The sequence below is a fragment of the Pseudomonas sp. S150 genome, assembly GCF_004526365.1.
GTDB lineage: Bacteria > Pseudomonadota > Gammaproteobacteria > Pseudomonadales > Pseudomonadaceae > Aquipseudomonas > Aquipseudomonas putida_A.
The window spans coordinates 1,439,777-1,458,350 of sequence record NZ_CP038207.1 but is presented as its reverse complement, the minus strand read 5'-3'; the positions used below and the strand labels follow the sequence as shown (position 1 = coordinate 1,458,350).

The 18,574-nt window shown below is 61.1% G+C and carries 15 protein-coding genes and 1 tRNA gene; 3 read left to right on the top strand and 13 right to left on the bottom strand.

From position 1 onward, the window contains the following. Positions 1-11: 11 nt before the first annotated feature. The gene (pfkB, locus tag E3Z29_RS06620; RefSeq protein WP_134785417.1) at positions 12-953 is read right to left on the bottom strand and encodes a 1-phosphofructokinase; all 942 of its coding nucleotides are present in this window, start codon (positions 951-953) and stop codon (positions 12-14) included. After that, positions 953-3,814 carry a phosphoenolpyruvate--protein phosphotransferase gene (gene ptsP, locus E3Z29_RS06615; protein ID WP_134785416.1) on the bottom strand — a complete coding sequence of 954 codons (2,862 nt, stop codon included), beginning with the start codon at positions 3,812-3,814 and terminating at the stop codon, positions 953-955. Before ptsP ends, pfkB begins: the two co-directional genes overlap by 1 nt. 306 nt (positions 3,815-4,120) lie before the next feature. Here ptsP and cra point away from each other — a divergent pair, with 306 nt between their 5' ends. Beyond that, complete coding sequence (cra, locus tag E3Z29_RS06610) at positions 4,121-5,116, top strand: catabolite repressor/activator (protein ID WP_134785415.1); 996 nt, start codon at positions 4,121-4,123, stop codon at positions 5,114-5,116. A gap of 3 nt (positions 5,117-5,119) precedes the next feature. Next, complete coding sequence (locus E3Z29_RS06605; RefSeq protein ID WP_134785414.1) at positions 5,120-5,896, top strand: TatD family hydrolase; 777 nt, start codon at positions 5,120-5,122, stop codon at positions 5,894-5,896. On the opposite strand, the gene E3Z29_RS06600 is transcribed toward E3Z29_RS06605, so the two are convergent. The 5 genes from E3Z29_RS06600 to E3Z29_RS06580 form a co-directional block, all read right to left on the bottom strand. Continuing rightward, entirely contained in the window at positions 5,897-6,286 is a 390-nt protein-coding gene (locus E3Z29_RS06600; RefSeq protein WP_134785413.1) for a hypothetical protein, read from the bottom strand. A 274-nt stretch (positions 6,287-6,560) separates the two neighbouring features. Then, positions 6,561-7,265 carry a methyl-accepting chemotaxis protein gene (locus E3Z29_RS29905; RefSeq protein ID WP_372241219.1) on the bottom strand — a complete coding sequence of 235 codons (705 nt, stop codon included), beginning with the start codon at positions 7,263-7,265 and terminating at the stop codon, positions 6,561-6,563. A gap of 1,591 nt (positions 7,266-8,856) precedes the next feature. Continuing rightward, the gene (gene ampE / locus E3Z29_RS06590; RefSeq protein WP_134785411.1) at positions 8,857-9,696 is read right to left on the bottom strand and encodes a regulatory signaling modulator protein AmpE; all 840 of its coding nucleotides are present in this window, start codon (positions 9,694-9,696) and stop codon (positions 8,857-8,859) included. Next, positions 9,693-10,253 carry a 1,6-anhydro-N-acetylmuramyl-L-alanine amidase AmpD gene (ampD, locus tag E3Z29_RS06585; protein WP_003221563.1) on the bottom strand — a complete coding sequence of 187 codons (561 nt, stop codon included), beginning with the start codon at positions 10,251-10,253 and terminating at the stop codon, positions 9,693-9,695. Before ampD ends, ampE begins: the two co-directional genes overlap by 4 nt. 64 nt (positions 10,254-10,317) lie before the next feature. Then, complete coding sequence (locus E3Z29_RS06580; protein ID WP_134785410.1) at positions 10,318-12,504, bottom strand: DUF1631 domain-containing protein; 2,187 nt, start codon at positions 12,502-12,504, stop codon at positions 10,318-10,320. 369 nt (positions 12,505-12,873) lie between these two features. On the opposite strand from E3Z29_RS06580, the gene nadC reads away from it, so the two are divergent. Continuing rightward, positions 12,874-13,722 (top strand): carboxylating nicotinate-nucleotide diphosphorylase, encoded by an 849-nt coding sequence (gene nadC / locus E3Z29_RS06575; RefSeq protein WP_095139818.1) that lies wholly within the window; start codon positions 12,874-12,876, stop codon positions 13,720-13,722. 51 nt (positions 13,723-13,773) lie between these two features. Here the strand turns inward: nadC and E3Z29_RS06570 are convergent, their stop codons facing one another. From E3Z29_RS06570 to rbfA, 6 genes are all read right to left on the bottom strand, one after another. Then, the gene (locus E3Z29_RS06570; protein WP_098967158.1) at positions 13,774-14,073 is read right to left on the bottom strand and encodes a DUF6388 family protein; all 300 of its coding nucleotides are present in this window, start codon (positions 14,071-14,073) and stop codon (positions 13,774-13,776) included. 229 nt (positions 14,074-14,302) lie between these two features. Next, a tRNA-Thr gene (locus E3Z29_RS06565) sits at positions 14,303-14,378 on the bottom strand. Between the two features lie 128 nt (positions 14,379-14,506). Next, positions 14,507-16,612: a polyribonucleotide nucleotidyltransferase gene (gene pnp, locus E3Z29_RS06560; protein WP_007961443.1), complete on the bottom strand. Its 2,106-nt coding sequence runs from the start codon at positions 16,610-16,612 to the stop codon at positions 14,507-14,509. Positions 16,613-16,805: 193 nt separating this feature from the next. Next, positions 16,806-17,075: a 30S ribosomal protein S15 gene (gene rpsO / locus E3Z29_RS06555; protein ID WP_003221553.1), complete on the bottom strand. Its 270-nt coding sequence runs from the start codon at positions 17,073-17,075 to the stop codon at positions 16,806-16,808. Positions 17,076-17,190: 115 nt separating this feature from the next. Beyond that, a complete protein-coding gene (truB, locus tag E3Z29_RS06550) occupies positions 17,191-18,108 on the bottom strand; it encodes a tRNA pseudouridine(55) synthase TruB (RefSeq protein WP_024011571.1) in 918 nt (305 codons plus the stop codon). 4 nt (positions 18,109-18,112) lie between these two features. Beyond that, a complete protein-coding gene (rbfA, locus tag E3Z29_RS06545; RefSeq protein ID WP_003221549.1) occupies positions 18,113-18,511 on the bottom strand; it encodes a 30S ribosome-binding factor RbfA in 399 nt (132 codons plus the stop codon). Positions 18,512-18,574: the final 63 nt, after the last annotated feature.

The following is an 18,574-nucleotide window of genomic DNA, read 5'->3' as shown; positions in this document are numbered from 1 at the left end:
GACAAACCCTCTTATTGTTCTGTCAGGGGACGCACGCGTACGCCCTGTTCGAGCTGCGCCAGTTGCGCCGCATCGTTGATGCCGAAACCGATCTGCGTCACCGCCATCGCGGCAATCGCCGTGGCCGTGCGCAGGGTCTGCTCGGGCGTATCGGCACTGAGCAGACCGTGGAGCATGCCGGCCAGCAACGAGTCACCGGCACCCACTGTGCTGGCGACCGTAACCTTGGGCGGCGTGGCATGCAGCGCCGAGCCGACGCTGAACCAGTTCACACCGTCGGCACCGTGGGAGATCACTACGTGCTCGATACCCTTGGCGTGCAGGCACGCCGCAGCCTGAGCTTCGGCGGCGTGCGAAACCACATCGCAATCGAGCGCATCGGCGAGTTCTTCAGTATTCGGCTTGATCAGCCACGGACGCCCTTCAATGGCCGCGCGCAAAGCTTCGCCACTGCTGTCGAGGGCGACTTTCAGGCCGAGGCCGTTCAGGCGTTCGATCAACTCGCGTAACCACTGCGGGCTGACACCGCGCGGCAGACTGCCGGCGACCACCACCGCGTCATGCCCCGGAGCGATCTGCAGCAGACGCTCAAGCAACGCCTGCTGCGCCGTCGCGTCGACCACCGGCCCCGGGCCGTTGATGTCGGTGATGCGCCCGTCGTGCTCGGCGACCTTGATGTTGCTGCGCGTCTCCCCCGGCACGCGAATGAACGCATCGACAAAGCCGCGCTTGGCGAACAGGGTTTCGAAGGCTTGCAGATTGTCTTCGCCGAGAAAGCCGCTGACCGTCAGTTGATGCCCGAGGTCTGCGAGTACCTGGGCGACGTTCACGCCCTTGCCGGCGGCATGGGTGTGCATCTCGTCGCTGCGGTTGACCTGACCGGCCTCCAGGCGTGGCAGCTCAACCGTGAGGTCCAGCGCCGGGTTGAGGGTCAGGGTGAGAATCTTGGCCATTACAGGGCCTCCACTAATGCACGCACTTCGTTCGCGCTGCCCACGGTGAGGGCTTGTTGAGCAAGGGTTTGCGCCTGGTTCAGGCTGAGTTCGCGGATGCGCGCCTTGACCTCGGCGATGCTGCGACCGGACACGCTCAGCTCATCGACACCGAGGCCGACCAGCACCGGCACCGCCAGCGGATCTGCCGCCAGCTCGCCGCACACGCCGACCCATTTGCCATGGGTATGCGCGGCGCGCACGGTGATGTCGATCAGTTGCAGCACCGCCGGGTGCAGGCCGTCAGCCTGGGCCGAAAGCGTCGGGTGACCACGGTCGATGGCCAGGGTGTATTGCGTCAGGTCGTTGGTACCGACGCTGAAGAAGTCGACTTCCTTGGCCAATACCGGCGCCAGCAATGCAGCGGACGGTACTTCGATCATGATCCCCAGTTGCAAGTCCGCGACCGGGATTTCCAGGCGCAGACGCTCGGTCATGTCGCGGGCCTGACGCCACTCTTCAACGCTGCCGACCATCGGGAACATGATCCGCAGCGGACGGTTGTCCGCCGAACGCAGCAAGGCGCGCAGCTGCGCTTCCATGACCTGCGGACGCTGCAAGGTCAGGCGAATGCCGCGCACGCCGAGGAACGGGTTTTCCTCCTTGGCGATCGGCCAATAAGGCAGCGGTTTGTCACCGCCGACATCAAGGGTGCGCACCACCAGCGGCCGCCCGGCGAGGCCGTCGAGAACGCGACGGTATTCGGCCTCTTGAGTGGCTTCGTCTGGCGCTTGCGGGTGAGCCATGAAAATCAGTTCGGTGCGTAGCAGGCCGATGCCCTCGGCACCCTGCTCCACTGCGGCGGTGACACCGGCGCTTTCACCGATGTTGGCGAACACTTCCACAGCGTGACCGTCAGTGGTGTGCGCAGGTTGATGGCGTTGCTCGGCGGCAGCCTTGAGGCGCTGCTCGCGGGTGTCGCGTTCTTCGGCGGCGCGTTGCAGGGTTGCGGCATCGGCGTCGACGTGCAGGCGACCGCGCTGGCCGTCGAGCAGCAACGGCGTGCCCGGTGCCAGCAGCAACACCGCTGCACCCGCACCAACTAGCGCAGGAATTCCGAGAGCACGGGCGACGATTGCACTGTGCGCCGTGGCGCCGCCGCGAGCGGTGAGAATCCCCGCTACTCGCGCCGGATCGAGCCGCGCCACATCGGACGGGCCGACTTCATCCATCACCAGAATGTACGGCTGCTCGGGCTCGTTCGGCGTTTGTACGCCGCAAAGTTGCGCCAGCACCCGGCGACCGATGTCACGGAGGTCCGCCGCCCGCTCAGCGAGCAACGCGTCCTGCAGCGATTCCTGTTGTTTGGCCGCTGCTTCGATCACCGCCATCCACGCCGCTTCGGCGCTTTCGCCCTGCTTGAGGCGGGTGTCGACTTCATCGGTCAGTTCCGGGTCGTCGAGCATTTCCTGGTGGGTGATAAAGATCTCGCGGATGGCCTTGGCCTTGCTGCGTTCGATCAGGCCCTGAATGTCACTGCGCACATCGCTCAGCGCTTGCTTGAGACGTTCGCGCTCGACGGCCGCGGACTCGCCGCGCAACGGGTAATCGATAGCCTGCTGCACCTGAATGTGCGCAGGCCCGATGGCGATGCCCGGTGCAGCAGGGATCGCCTGCAATTGCGCGCCAGACGCCGGGGCGATCAGCACTTCGGCGATATCAGCGATGGCTTCGCGTTGCTGGCTCACGGCCGGCAGCGGTTCGACTTCTTCGCCGAGGCCTTCTTCGATAGCGGCCAGCAATGCAGGCAAGGCGTCGGCAGCGATGCTCGGTTCAGCGATCAACTCCAGCACCTGACCACGACGGGCGCCGAGGCTCAGCAGTTTGCTCAGGCTTTTTACCGACACGGCACTGTCCGCGCTGTCGACGATGCGCACGCGGATTTCACCGTCGAAACTCTTCGCCAGTTGCGCAAGGATCTTCGCAGGGCGTGCATGCAGACCGTGGGCGTTGGCCAGGGCAATACGCGCGCTCGGCCAGTCGGCGGGCAGTTCGCCGCCGAGCACTTCGAGGACTTTGCGGCTGCTGGTGGCCCGGCCCAATTCATGGCCGCGCCCTTCGATGAGCAGCGCGCACAGACGTTCGAGCAGCGCCTGATGCGCCTCACCCAGACTGGCCAGACAGAACAGACCGCTGAGCGGCTGGCCGAGATAACGCATCGGTTTGTCCGGGGTGACAAACGCCAGGCCCGGGCGCTTCACAGTTTGCTCGCTGTGCAGCCACCACAGGCCATCGCCCAGCGGCAGCGCCTCGACCTGCTGCAACACACCGGCAAAACCGTTGCTCACGCAATCGGCCTGCCGCAGCAGTCGTGCGCCACGCCAGACCAGTTCTTCGAAATCGTCAGCCGACACGCCGAGGCCGATCATCTGCGCATCCAGCGCCAACTCCTGCGGCGCGCCTTGCAGCAGTTTCAGCAGCGCTTCCGGCGAGCTGGCGCGACGCAGGGCCTGACCCAGATCGGTCTCGCCGAGGGCGCGGGTCAGCAGTTGCAGCAGGCGCAGGTGTTCGTCGGATTTGGCGGCGATGCCGATCGCCAGATAAACGATCTGGCCGTCGCCCCAATCCACGCCCCCGGGAAACTGCATCAGCCGCACGCCGGTGGCGAACACCTGATCGCGGGTCTCCGGGGTGCCGTGGGGGATGGCGATACCCTGGCCGAGAAAGGTCGAGCCCTGGGCTTCCCGGGCCTGCAATCCAGCGAGGTAGCCATCGGCGACCAGGCCATCGGCCACCAGATGATGGGCAAGCAATTGCAGGGCGGCGGGTTTATCCACAGCCGATTGGCCCATGGATATCTGCTCTATAGTGAGCTCGAGCATGCGATCTCCTTTTTGGCACATGGATGCGCCAGGATATTGTTTTGAATGGTCACAGCTTAGGCGCTGGTCAGCCTGCTTTTCAGCGGCAGTTTTGGCGGTTTCACGGCAGAACCGGCCAAAGGCGTCTAAAACGTAGAAAATACGCTTGCTGAAACGTTTAATCTAGATTGATCGGCACGTTACTCGATAATGTCTCATCCTTGAAGTCCAACTTGTCGGATGCGCTGCGACAATAGTCGTCTGCCCGAATCGGGTAGGATTGGCGAAAATGTGGCGGCAAGCTCGAAAAAACAAGGAAATCCCGGGTTGAAACTCAGTGATATCGCGCGGTTGGCCGGAGTGTCCGTGACCACCGCCAGCTACGTCATCAACGGCAAGGCCGAACAGCAACGCATCAGCAACGCCACGGTCGAGCGGGTGCGTGCGGTCGTCGAACAGCACGGCTTCACCCCCAACCCGCAAGCGGCCGGGTTGCGCAGTCGGCACACCCGCACGTTGGGTTTTATTCTGCCGGATCTGGAAAACCCCAGTTACGCGCGGATCGCCAAACTGCTGGAGCAAGGCGCGCGGGCGCGTGGCTATCAGTTGCTGATTGCCAGCTCCGACGATGCGCCGGACAGCGAGCGCCAGTTGCTGCAACTGTTCAAGGCGCGCCGTTGCGATGCGCTGATCGTCGCCAGTTGCCTGCCGGCCGGTGACGACAGCTATCGCCAACTGCAGGCCAAGGGCTTGCCGATCATCGCCATCGACCGGGTCATGGAACCCGAGCACTTCTGCTCGGTGATCAGTGATGACCGCGAAGCCAGCCTGCACCTGACCCAGAGCCTGCTCGATCCGCAGCCGAAACAGATCGTGCTGCTCGGCGCGCGTCCGGAGCTGAGCATCAGTCAGGAACGTGCGGCCGGCTTCAAGCAGGCACTGGCCGACTTTAAAGGCGAAGTGCTGATCGAGCACGCCGAGTCCTTCAGCCGCGAATGCGGCAAGCAATTGATGGAAGAACTCCTGCAACGTCTGGGGCATTTGCCGGATGCGCTGGTGACCACGTCCTACGTGCTGTTGCAGGGCGTGTTCGATGCGCTGCATGATTTCCCGCTCAAATCCCGCCCGCTGCGCCTGGGCACCTTCGGTGACACGCAGTTGCTGGACTTTCTGCCGCTGCCGGTCAACGCCATGGCCCAGCAGCACCAGTTGATCGCCGACAAGGCGCTGGAACTGGCGCTGGCCGCCGTCGAGCAATCGCAATACAAGCCTGGCGTGCAGGCCATCGCCCGTACCTTCAAGCAGCGTATTCATCGGGACTGAACCGTGGAGCTGATCGACAGCCACACCCACCTCGACTTCCCCGACTTCGACGCCGATCGCTCAGCCTTGCTCGCCGAAAGCCGCGCCCTCGGGGTGCGGCGGATGGTGGTGCTGGGGGTTTATCAGGGCAATTGGCAACGGGTGTGGGAGCTGGTGCAGAGCGATGCCGACCTGTACGCGGCATTCGGTTTGCATCCGGTGTACCTCGATCAGCATCAACCCGAAGATCTACGCGCACTCGGCGACTGGCTGACGCGGCTACGCGGCCATCGGCAACTGTGTGCGGTGGGCGAGATCGGCCTGGATTACTTCATCGAAACCCTCGACCGCGAACGCCAGCAGGCGCTGTTCGACGCGCAGCTGCAACTGGCGGCAGATTTCGAACTGCCGGCGCTGATCCACGTGCGCCGCAGCCACGCCGCGGTGATCGCCACGCTCAAGCGCTTTAAGCTCAAGCGCGCGGGCATCATCCACGCGTTCGCCGGCAGCCGCGAAGAAGCACGCGAATACGTCAAGCTCGGTTTCAAACTGGGTCTGGGCGGAGCACCGACCTGGCCGCAGGCGTTGCGCATGCATCGGGTACTGGCGGATCTGCCGCTCGATTCGATCGTGCTGGAAACCGACTCCCCGGACATGGCGCCGGCGATGTTTCCCGGAGTACGCAACACCCCCGCGCACTTGCCGGCGATCTGTGCGGCACTGGCCGAGTTGATGAATGTCAGTGCAGAACGACTGGCTGCCGCCAGCACCGCCAACAGCTGCGAAGTGTTCGGCTGGTAATCAGTCGCCGTGGGCCTTGGCCGCCTCGAGGATCAGGGTCATGTGCTGGCGATGATGAACAAAACGCAGCAGCGCGAAGTACACGAAAAGCACGATCAGTGATGCATTCAACTGTTCCGTCACGTTGAGCAGCCCGATCCATTCCATGACCAACGCCACCAGCAGCGCGGTGCACACCGTGACTGACGCGCTGAAGCGCAGCAATCCGAGAGAGTCGAGAGATTTGAAGCGTTTGATCTGCACCGGACAGCGCAACTTCAGGGTTTTCTGGCAGTGATTGCAGGTAAACGGTTCATTGATTGCGATGGCATTGAGTTGCCAGGGTTTGAGCACCTGCGTGGTCTGGCAATGAGCACAACGGCCCTGAACTCCCAGGGTTACAACGGACATTCGCGGCCTCCTCAGCGCAACTAACTGATCAGGGATACTGGCTCAATAATGACGAAAAGCCAGCCGCCGGAAGAAAACAGGAATTGGCTTACAAGCGTAAGCATCAAAGCATTACAAAATGTTCTGACATCTGCCCTGCTCCAGCCCTGTGGTGAGGGGATTCATCCCCGATGGACTGCGCAGCGGTCCCTGATCCCTTACAGGCTTGGGAGGACGCTATGCGTCCCATCGGGGATGAATCCCCTCGCTACAGGATCTTCCGCTGCGTCAGGACTTAGACGCGGAACGCGCTGATCAGTTGTTTCAGCTCCACTACCTGCGCTGACAGTGCCCGGCTGGCGTCCTCCGTCTGGTGCGCCCCTTGGGCCGTGCGCTCGCCAGCGCGGTTGATCTCGACGATATTCTGGTCGATGTCATGGGCCACGGCGGTTTGCTGCTCCACGGCGGCGGCGATCTGCTGGTTCTGATCGACGATCATGCCTACCGCGCCGAGGATGTTTTCCAGCGCCTGCTGGACCTTTTCCGACTGCCCGACCGTGCCGTTGGCCATCTGATGGCTGACGCCCATGGCTTTCACCGCCGCGCCGACGCCGCCATGCAGCTTGGCGATCATCTGTTCGATTTCTTCGGTCGATTGCTGGGTGCGCTTGGCCAACGTACGCACTTCGTCCGCCACCACCGCAAATCCCCGGCCCTGCTCTCCGGCCCGGGCGGCTTCGATGGCGGCGTTGAGCGCCAGCAAGTTGGTCTGCTCGGCAATGCTCTTGATCACTTCCAGCACGCGGCTGATCGACTGGCTGTCGCTGGCCAACTGGTTGATCACCAGCACCGATTGATCGATCTCACTGGCCAGCGCAGCAATGCTGCCCTGCTGCGACTCCACCAGTGTGCGACCGCTAACGGTTTCATCGTTGACGCTGTGCGCGCTGCTCACCGCTGCCGCTGCGCTGCGTGCAACTTCCAGCGAGGTCGCCGACATCTGGTTCATCGCGGTCGCCACTTGCTCGATCTGCGTGCGCTGCCCGGCCACCGCCTGATTGCTTTGCGCGGAAACAGTTTCCACCTGCCCGGCCTGGCGTTCAACCTCAGCCACGGTCTGCCCGACTCGCTCGATCAGGTCATGGATTTTCCTCACGGTGCCGTTGAACACCTCACCCAGCTCGCCGAGTTCATCGCGGCTGTTGGCCTTGAAGTTGACCGTCATGTCACCGGCCGCGACCTTGTCCATCATCGCGCCCAGGCGCTTGAGCGTGGTGCGGGTCGAGGCGTAGAACCCGCCGTAGAGATAGAAAATCAGCACGAACACCACCGCCAGCGCCACCGCCTGCAACACCATGTGCGTGCGGTTTTGCGCCAGGCGCTGCTGCAGTTGGGTATCGAGAAATTTCAGGGTCGCGTCATTGAGCTGGTAGGTCTGCGCCATCAGCCCGGTGACCTGATCGTAGAACGCCTGCCACGGGGTATCGAGGGTCTCGGCCACCACGACTTTCGCCTCAAACAGTTCACTGGCCTGTTTGAGCGAAGCCTTGCTGCTGTCGGCCGGCGCGCTGAGACTGGCGCGCGCGGCCTGGCTGGAGTCGAGGGCGTCCTGCAGTTTCAACGCGTATTCAGCCTGGAGCTTTTCGATCTGCGCCAGCAACTCGTCGAAACGGCTGCTCGACGAACTGTTGAGAAAGCCCTGCCCCAACGAATACGAACCGATGGCCCGACCTTCGCCAAGCGTCTGGGTCACGGCCGGAGTGATGTTGGTGAGCAGCTCGCTGAGCTGGCGGATGTCGCTCTGGTTGTCGCGGCTCAGACCGGCCTGACTGGTGACGATCTGGCTGAAGATCTGCGCATTGCCGAGCAGTTTGCCGATCATCGCGCTTTTGCTTTGCAGGGAGCTTTCCGCCTGTTGAGCCTTGAACGCGCTGATCATTTCATCGCGTTTGCCGTCGAACAGTTTGATCTGCTCGGGATCGTCGGTCATCGCCTGCAAACCTTGCAGGCGCGCCAGCACGGATTGCTCCAGGCTGCTGATCTGCGCTTCGAGGTTGTCGGCTTTGCCGGACTGGCCGAGGGTGACGTTGATCTGCACCAGATTGTTCAGCGTTTCCAGATCCCGGCGCAGGCTCAGGCTGCTGCCCAGCAGATCGAGGCTCTGCAATTCGACCCGGGTGCCCTGGAATTCGCGATAGGAATCGCGCACCAGATAAAAATTGGTCACCAGCATCGGCACCAGGAACAGCACGCTGATCAAGCTGAACTTCATGCCGAAGCTCAGACGGTTCATCAGCGAGACGGCGGGATAGAGCAAGCTCTTCACTGGAAGTCTCCCTTGGCTTTTTTTGTTTTTATTGGCAGGCGCGGGGCGACAGCAGATAGCCACTATCGGGCGCTGTCTCTGTATAGCTCAAATCGGGGAGAGGTTTTGTAACTTAAGGTTAACGACTACGCTGCGCCGGTCACTGACCTGTGGCGAGGGGATTTATCCCCGATGGGCTGCGCAGCAGCCCCATTAAGATATTGGGGCCGCTGCGCGCCCCATCGGGGATAAATCCCCTCACCACAATGAATTTCACGGGCGAGTATCAGTGGATCAAGACTGTCCACAAGGCAAACCCGGCATACCACAGCACCGCCGCACGCAGCAGCAGTTCCCAGAGGCAGTCGAGGGTGTTGATGCCTTCAGGCCCGACCACCGGCGGCGGGATCTCACCCGCTGCCAGCCCGACCTTGTTGATCAGCTGCGCGGCGCTGATGTTCCAGTTCAGCAGCTCATGCAACATCACCCGGCTGACCGCGACGAAATTGCCGACCAGAGCCAGACTGGCGGCGAGCAAGCGCACTGGCAACCAGTCAAAGGCGTGACGTAACTGTCCGGCACGTTCGGCGAGCGCCGGGTTCTGGCTGTGTTCTTCCGCCAATGCGAGCAAGCGATAAGCCAGCGCCGCGACCGGACCGAGCACGAAGTACCAGAAGATCACCGCGAAGAAACTTTGATAGGCCTGCCACAACAGGTGCCCTTGGACCCGATCCAGCAATTGCTCACCACTGTCGGCACAGATATCCAGATCACGCTTGGCCACATGCGCGGCGGCTTGGAGGTCTTCGCGACGCCATGCGTCACGAAACGGCCCGAGACCGCCGAGCAAATCACCGCGGCCCAAGGCGTAAATCACCACCAGCAAATGCACCGGCAAGGCCAGCAAACCGTACGCCACGGGCTCCAGCACCAGCAGCAACAGGCCGAGCAGCGCCACCGGCAGCAACACCAGAATCGTCAGCACCAGCCATGGTCGCTGGGCCAGGCGCGCGCTGGTTTCGAGTTTGTGCAGTTCGCGGATCCATCCGCCATCGCGTTGAACCCGATGGCGCAGGGCCGAGAATTTCTCGATCCAGACCGCCAGCAGTAACACCAGAAAACTCATTGTCCTTCCTCTTGTGCCAGGGCTGCGCGGTAACGCGCCCAGTCGAATGCCGGGCCAGGATCGGTCTTGCGCCCGGGTGCGATGTCGCTGTGCCCGCAGATACGGGCGCCGGTGATAGCCGGAAATGCTGTTTGCAGCTGACGCGTCAACGTGATCAGGGCCTGATACTGCGCATCGGTAAAGGGCAGATCATCAGTGCCTTCGAGCTCGATGCCCACGGAAAAATCGTTACAGGTTTCCCGGCCTTCAAACATCGACACGCCAGCATGCCACGCCCGCTCAAGACAGGAGACAAACTGGGTGACGCTGCCGTCACGTTCGATCAGAAAATGCGCCGAGACGCGCAGGTCGGCAATCCCTGCAAAATAGGGATGCTCGGTGACATCCAGACGATTCTGGAAAAATTCCTGCACCTTGCCGGTGGCAAACTGCGCCGGCGGCAGGCTGATGTTGTGGATCACCAACAGGGAGATTTCGCCCGCAGGGCGTTCATTGAAGTTGGGCGATGGGCAGACCTGTACCCCGTGACACCACCCGCTAGCGGGATCCAACTGCATACCGATTCCTTCAACGCCGACTGTGTTGGCGCCCAGTATGCCGTGATCGGCCCCCGGCGCGCGATCACTTGCCGCGATTGAGTCGCCGCAGATTGCCAAGCACCGACTCCAGCGCCCGATCGAACAGCAAGGTGTCATCCAGCGCCCGCACCGCGCCACGGCGGAACTCAAGGGCCAGCTCGACGCGGCTGCGCTCCAGCACCTTCATCCCGGTGCGGTCGACAAACACGTATTTGCCGGTGGCTTCGATGATCGCTGCCAGTTTGCAGCGCAGGCTGTGCTCGTCGTCTTCCTGGAACGCCACCCAACTGCCCAGGCGCAGTTGCTCCAACTGACGCAGCCCCGGGTCGTCATGCGCCAGGCCGCTGGCATTCATGCCGATCGCGCCCTCGTCGGCGCTACGCAGGGTGATGTGCTGCGACACCTCCACCAACGCCGGCGCATCGGCCGGCGGCTGCTCGGTGAGCGGTTCAAGCACCCGCACATGCAGCGCTTCCAGCTCGCTGAAAAATTCGCTGGTGGCGAACGGATCAAACGCCGAACTGCTCAGGCCATCACGCAATGATTTGAGCAACCCTGGCACCAGCGCCAGCAACTGCAGATCGGCGTCCACCTCGTCGTGACGCTGTACGCTCCAGATCAATTGCTCCATGGTCTGCACATCGGCCTGCCATTCAGCGCAGTGGTCGCCATGTTTGAGGCAGGTCAGCAGCAGCACTTTGCTCCACGCATCACGCACAAAGGTCACCACCGACGGCGGCAGGACTTTACCCAGCAACGCCTGGTTCAGCACATGCTCGACTCGCTGCCGAGCCAGTTCAGTTTTCGCCCGCCCTTCCTCGGCATCGCGCAAACGCTGCTCCAGCAACTCGCTGCGCCGCCGCTCATCACTGGTGAACGCCAGGAAATCGGCGAGCAACTCGGAGAAAATCGCCGGGTCGTCGACGAAGTCGCTCAACAGGCGCTGCACCACTTGTTCGATGCGCAGATACAGGCTGTCACGCGCCTCGCCATTGCAATCGCCCCAGCCCATGGCGGCATCGGCGATTTCATTGAGCAGGCGCCGCGCCGGGTGGCTGCTGCGGCTGAAGAAGCTCTTGTCGAGTACTGCCACTTTGAGCATCGGAATCTGCAAACGCGCGATCAACGCCTTGAGCGAATCCGGGAGGTTACGGTCTTCGAGGATGCAATCGAAGACCATGGCGATCAGGTTGATCACGTCTTCATCCGCGCCGTCGACGATGCGTGATTTGCCGCTCCTCACGCTGACCCGCGTCAGCAGCTGCTCAAGCTGATTGCGCAGATCGAAATCGTCCTGCGCCGCCAGCGCCGGGACGTATTGCTGCAAGTGTGAAAGCAGGCGCAGTAGATCGCGGGTGCTGATCGGTTGCGCCGCCGCACTCGGCTCCAGGGTCGGCGCGACGCTGCCGCGCACGTGCAGCAGCAGTTCCTGCAACGCGGCGAAGACTTCCTGCACGCCTTCGTCGGCGGGCGCGGGTTCGTCACTCTCTTCGCTGCTGATGCTTGCTGCCGCACGCTCGATTGCGCGGCGTGCGGGGGCCGGTTTCAACTCAGGCAACACGCCGGTGGCGACTAGCAATTGATTGGCTTCGGCATACAACTGCTCGGTATCGGCCAGCACATAGCGTTCGAACAGTTTGAGCAGGATCAGCTTGACCTTGATCTCCACGCCCAGGTTACGTCCGGCCTGCAGAAAGAACTCGCAGAGCATCGCCGGGCCGAGCGGGTTGTGTTGGTTATCGAAATCCTTGCCCAGCAACACGTTGAGCCGCGCAGTCAGTTGATCAAGAGCAAAGCCATCACGCTTGAGCACCCGCCCGACCATGGTCTCGACCGCCACGCTGCGTTCCATGTCATCGGTACGCGGTGCCGAATCCTCGAATATCAGCGTGCCGGACAATGTGGGTTGCACGACTTCGTATTGAATCAGCGCGACAAAGGCTTCGAAGAATTGCTCGAGAAAACCCCGTTCGATGTTTTTGCGCTTGAGGCGCAGGTCGCGCATGGCTTCGAAAAAGATGTTCTGCTCGACATCATTGCGCGCCCGGTCGGCCATTTCGAACAGAGTGTCGTCTGCGTTATCGAACAACTCCTGCAAACCGTGGCGCAGTTGCTGGGCAGCCTTGTCGCGGACCTGAAGCAGAATCACAGGCAGGCGGGCGAGCGGCGAGTGATTCGCCTGATCGGTAGCGGCCTTGTGCAAAGGCACTACATTCCCGTCGTTGTGCATCCAAGCCTCCTGAAACGGTGATTTCACTGGTCAGTTACCGCGCAATTCCCTGTGGGAGCGGGCTTGCTCGCGAAAGCGGTGTGTCGTTCGCCAAAACTGTCACTGACAAACCGCTTTCGCGAGCAAGCCCGCTCCCACATCGGCGTCAAAGCTATGACGTCAAATGCAAGGCGGATTATCTTGCAAAACTTGTCCCCGGCGCTATAGCCGTCAGGGTTTCCCCTATGCCGTCGCACCTTGCAGTGACCACGAAAAACCGCGCTTTGCTCACAGGAAATCGACCAGTTGCAGTCAGGCACGCGCGTTCTCGCCTTGGGTTGGTTCTCGCCATGCCCCTATAATCGGCGCACTTAGTTTGTGGAGCCCGTTATGCCGAATCTACGTCTCGCCGATCTGACCGCCGAAATCGAAGCCAACGTGCGCCGTGCGTTGCTCGAAGATGTCGGCAGCGGCGACATCACCGCACAACTGATCCCGGCCGAACGTCTGGCCAAAGCCACCATCATCACTCGCGACGACGCGGTTATCTGCGGCACGGCGTGGGTCGACACGGTGTTTCGCCAGCTCGATCCGCGCGTCGCGGTGCACTGGCAGGTACGGGACGGTGAACGGGTCAAACCCAACCAGCCGTTGTTTCATTTGGAGGGCCCGGCCCGTTCGTTGCTGACTGGCGAACGCAGCGCGCTGAACTTCCTGCAACTGCTGTCCGGCGTGGCCACGCGTGCGCAATATCTGGCGGACTTCGTGGCGCAAACCCAGGTCAAGCTGCTGGATACCCGCAAGACCTTGCCGGGCCTGCGTCTGGCGCAGAAATATGCGGTGACCTGCGGTGGTTGCCACAACCACCGCATCGGTCTCTACGACGCGTTCCTGATCAAGGAAAACCACATCGCCGCCAGCGGTGGCATCGCGCAGGCCATCGCCGCCGCGCACAAGATCGCGCCGGGCAAACCGGTGGAAGTCGAAGTGGAGAGCCTGGAAGAACTGAAGGAGGCGCTGACTGCCGGCGCCGACATCATCATGCTCGACGAACTGAGCCTGGATGACATGCGCGAAGCTGTCCGCTTGAACGGCGGCAAGGCCAAACTGGAGGCCAGCGGCGGTATCAATGAAAGCACACTGCTGCCGATCGCTGAGACCGGGGTGGACTACATCTCGATCGGGGCGATGACCAAGGATGTGAAGGCGGTGGACCTGTCGATGCGTCTGAGCCTCTGAGGCTGTCACGCCATAAAAAACGCCAGCCCGATTGAGGCTGGCGTTTTTGTTTCAGACCACCAGATTATTCATCTCGCAGTACTCGTCCCACTCGACGCCCAACACCTCGGCCGCCTCCTTGTGCAGCTCCAGGCGCTTGGCCTCAAACTCTTCAGGGGTGCTGGTGTACTTGAGCGTCAGCTCCCACGGCTGCAAGCCCTGGGCTTCGGCTTCGTCCTCGAACGCCCACTGGATCTGATCTTTCTGATCATCAGGGCTCAGGTCCTTGATCTCTTCTTTCAAGTCCGGTACGTCCAGAATGTACTTTGCCAACGCTTGTTCGTGTCGTTGCTCTTGAGTTAATTCGGTCATGGCGTTCTCGCTGATCGTAAGAATGGAGGATGGATCTGGATCATCAAGGATCTCTCTGACGCGGATTGTCCGGCCTTCGGAACCATTCGGGATCATCTGAAAACTGCTAAGCGATGCTCATGCAGGCACCGAATATAGGACGTTTGCATGACGAATTACACGGCTCTTTACATCTCTCGCACAAAAACTTTGACCTGGGAGACATAAATCGCGGGATTGCGCGAGGGGATGGTGCCCGAGACAGGAATCGAACCTGCGACCTTCGCGTTACGAGTGCGCTGCTCTACCGGCTGAGCTACACGGGCGGTGGGCTAAACCTAGCACCGGTCTTGAAGTCCGGCAACTTCAAAGCCTGTCCCGGCATTTCGCAGACAAAAAAATGCCCCGCCGTTTTCACGGCGGGGCATTTCATTGCGCTAAAGCTGTGGGCTGATTAAACGCCCGAAGCCTTGGCCGCTGCCACGTCTTTGATGGACAGCTTGATACGGCCGCGGTTGTCCACGTCCAGTACCAGCACTTCCACTTCCTGGCCTTCTTTCAGGATGTCGGTGACTTTCTCTACGCGAGCGTCGCTCAGCATCGAGATGTGCACCAGACCGTCCTTGCCCGGCAGGATGTTGACGAATGCGCCGAAGTCGACGATGCGTTCAACCTTGCCGACGTAGATCTTGCCGATCTCGGCTTCTGCAGTGATGCTCAGAACGCGCTGACGAGCAGCTTCTGCGGCATCCTTGGTTTCGCCGAAGATCTTGATCGAACCGTCGTCTTCGATGTCGATCGAAGCCTTGGTTTCTTCGCAGATCGCACGGATGGTCGCGCCACCTTTACCGATAACGTCACGAATCTTGTCGGTGTCGATCTTCATCGCGATCATAGTCGGAGCGTTGGCCGACAGTTCGGTACGCGACTGGCCGATGATCTGGTTCATCTGGCCGAGGATGTTCAGGCGCGCTTCCAGGGCTTGGCCCAGAGCGATTTCCATGATCTCTTCGGTGATGCCCTTGATCTTGATGTCCATCTGCAGCGCGGTAACGCCTTTGGCGGTACCGGCTACTTTGAAGTCCATGTCGCCCAGGTGGTCTTCGTCACCCAGGATGTCGGTCAGGACGGCGAACTTCTCGCCTTCTTTAACCAGACCCATGGCGATACCGGCAACCGGTGCCTTCATTGGCACACCAGCGTCCATCAGGGCCAGGGAAGCGCCGCAAACGGAAGCCATCGAGCTCGAACCGTTGGATTCGGTGATTTCCGAAACCACACGGATGGTGTACGGGAACACGTCAGCGGCCGGCAGCATGGCCGAAACGGAGCGACGGGCCAGACGGCCGTGACCGATTTCACGACGACCAGCGCCACCCATGCGACCACACTCGCCCACCGAGAACGGAGGGAAGTTGTAGTGCAGCATGAACGGGTCTTTTTTCTCGCCTTCCAGGGTGTCCAGCAGCTGTGCGTCACGGGCGGTACCCAGCGTCGCAACGACCAGGGCCTGGGTTTCGCCACGGGTGAACAGCGCCGAACCGTGAGTCTTCGGCAGAACGCCGACTTCGATGTTCAGCGGACGTACGGTGCGGGTGTCGCGGCCGTCGATACGTGGCTTGCCGTTAACGATGTTTTCGCGAACGGTGCGGTATTCGATTTCGCCGAAAGCGGCTTTGACGTCAGCAGCAGAAGGCTGGCCTTCTTCGCCGGACAGCTTGGCAACGACCTGGTCTTTCAGCTCGCCCAGACGTGCGTAGCGGTCAGCCTTGACGGTGATGGTGTAAGCCTGGGAGATCGCTTCGCCGAACTCGGCACGGATCGCGCCCAGCAGTTCGGTGGCTTCTGGAGCAGGAGCCCAGGTCCAGGTTGGCTTGGCAGCTTCAGCGGCCAGTTCTTTGACGGCGTTGATCACCACCTGGAACTCGTCGTGAGCAAACAGTACCGCGCCCAGCATCTGGTCTTCGGTCAGCTCTTTGGCTTCCGATTCAACCATCAGTACGGCGTCGGAGGTGCCGGCAACGACCATGTCCAGGCTCGAAGCAGCTTGCTGCTCGTAGGTCGGGTTGAGCAGGTAGCCGGTGCTTTCGTGGAAAGCGACGCGGGCGGCGCCGATCGGGCCGTCGAACGGAATGCCCGAGATGGCCAGGGCAGCCGAGGTACCGATCATCGCAGCGATGTCCGGATCGGTCTTCTTGCTGGTGGAAACGACGGTGCAGACAACCTGCACTTCGTTCATGAAGCCTTCCGGGAACAGCGGACGGATCGGACGGTCGATCAGTCGGGAAGTCAGGGTTTCTTTCTCGGAAGGACGGCCTTCACGCTTGAAGAAACCGCCAGGGATCTTACCGGCAGCGTAAGTCTTTTCCTGGTAGTGAACGGACAGAGGGAAGAAGCCCTTGCCTGGATCGGCTTGCTTGGCACCGACTACGGTCACCAATACGCTGACGTCGTCGTCAACGGTGACCAATACTGCGCCGGAGGCCTGACGGGCGATACGGCCAGTCTCGAGGGTAACGGTCGACTGACCGAACTGGAATTTTTTGATTACCGGGTTCACGGTGTCCTACCTTCTTTGTGGCTCTTGGGGGAACTGGTTTCTTGCGAAATTCTTGGGCAATGTCGGGAATCGGCCCGCTGACTGTCCGGGTAAAACGGTAGTGCAGATAAAACTTGAGGCTGGGAGCCTGCCAGCCACCAGCGGAAAACCGCTGATGCCTGACAGACAACCAACCTCATAGCGCAATCGCTGATTAGCGACGCAGACCCAGGCGGCCGATCAGAGCGCTGTAACGGCTCAGATCTTTGCCTTTCAGGTAATCCAGCAGCTTACGACGCTGGTTTACCATGCGGATCAGACCACGACGGGAGTGGTGGTCTTTACCGTTGGCCTTGAAGTGACCTTGCAGTTTGTTGATGTTGGCGGTCAGCAGTGCAACTTGCACTTCTGGCGAACCAGTATCACCAACAGCTTGCTGGTAGTCGGCAACGATTTGAGCTTTTTCTTGAACGTCGAGAGCCATGAGGCAATCCTTTTATCAGGAAACTGTTTCAAAAACAGTTTCAACAGGCCAGGGACAAATCCCTGTATCTATAAATGAGTAGTGACCGTGCCTGTTAACAGCCACACTCGTTCGGTCATTCTGACCGAATCAGTCGACGCGGCGCGATGCGCCCGTCCTCGCTCACTTCACCGATACCGATGAAGCGACCATTGTGATCCTGTACCCGTACCATGCCGAACTTCGGAGCATCCGGGGCACGTACCGGCTGGCCGTTGAGCCAGTAGAACGCACTCGCTTCGGAGAAGTGCAGCAGCGGCCAATCCTGCAGGCCGCTGTCCGATGGCATCAGGAAGCGGTCGACCGCTTCGTTGCCGCCTTCGGCATGTACCGCTTCCAGCTCTTCGAGGGTCACGGTCTGCGCCAGGGTGAAAGGCCCGGCCTGGGTACGACGCAGTTCTGCGACGTACGCACCACAACCGAGTTGCTCACCGATATCCTCCACCAGGGTGCGGATATAGGTGCCCTTGCTGCAATCCACCGCAAGACGCGCAGTATCGCCTTCGAAGGCCAGCAATTCCAAGCGCGCAATAGTAACAGAACGCGGTTCGCGCTCCACTACTTCGCCTGCACGGGCAAGCTTGTACAGCGGCTGACCGTCACGCTTGAGTGCCGAGTACATCGGCGGTATCTGACTGATTTGCCCACGAAATTTCGGCAGAACCGCTTCGACATCGGCGCGACCAACGGTCACCGGGCGCTCCTGCAAAACCTCACCCTCGGCGTCCGCCGTGGTAGTGGTCTTGCCCAGTTGCGCCAGGGTTTCGTAACCCTTGTCGGAATCGAGCAGGTACTGCGAGAACTTCGTTGCCTCGCCAAAGCACAGCGGCAATACACCGGTGGCCAGCGGGTCGAGACTGCCGGTGTGACCGGCCTTCTCGGCGTTGAGCAACCAGCGAACCTTCTGCAACGCGGCGTTGGAGGTGAACCCCAGCGGCTTGTCGAGCAGGATGATACCGCTGACGTTACGACGGATACGTTTGACCTGAGCCACCGAATTACTCCTTGGTGTCTTCAGGTGCAGCGGCCAGGTGCTGATTGTCCTCAGCCACGGCGCGCTCGATCAGGGCCGACAGATGCGCGCCACGCACGACGCTTTCGTCGTAGTGGAAGTGCAATTGCGGCACGCTGCGCAGCTTCATTTCACGGGCCAGCTGCATGCGCAGGAAACCTGCGGCAGCGTTGAGCACCTTGATGCTTTGCGCGATGTCTTCGGCGTTGTCCTGCCCCATCACGGTGATGAAGATCTTCGCGTGACCGACGTCACGGCTGACTTCCACAGCGGTAATGGTGACCAGGCCGACGCGCGGATCTTTGACTTCACGACGGATCAGTTGGGCCAGCTCACGCTGCATCTGATCGCCGATACGTTGGGTACGGCTGTATTCTTTTGCCATGATTTTGTTACCTGTTACTGCCCCACGGTGAAACCCGCAAGGTCTGAAAGCGGCAAACGCCCG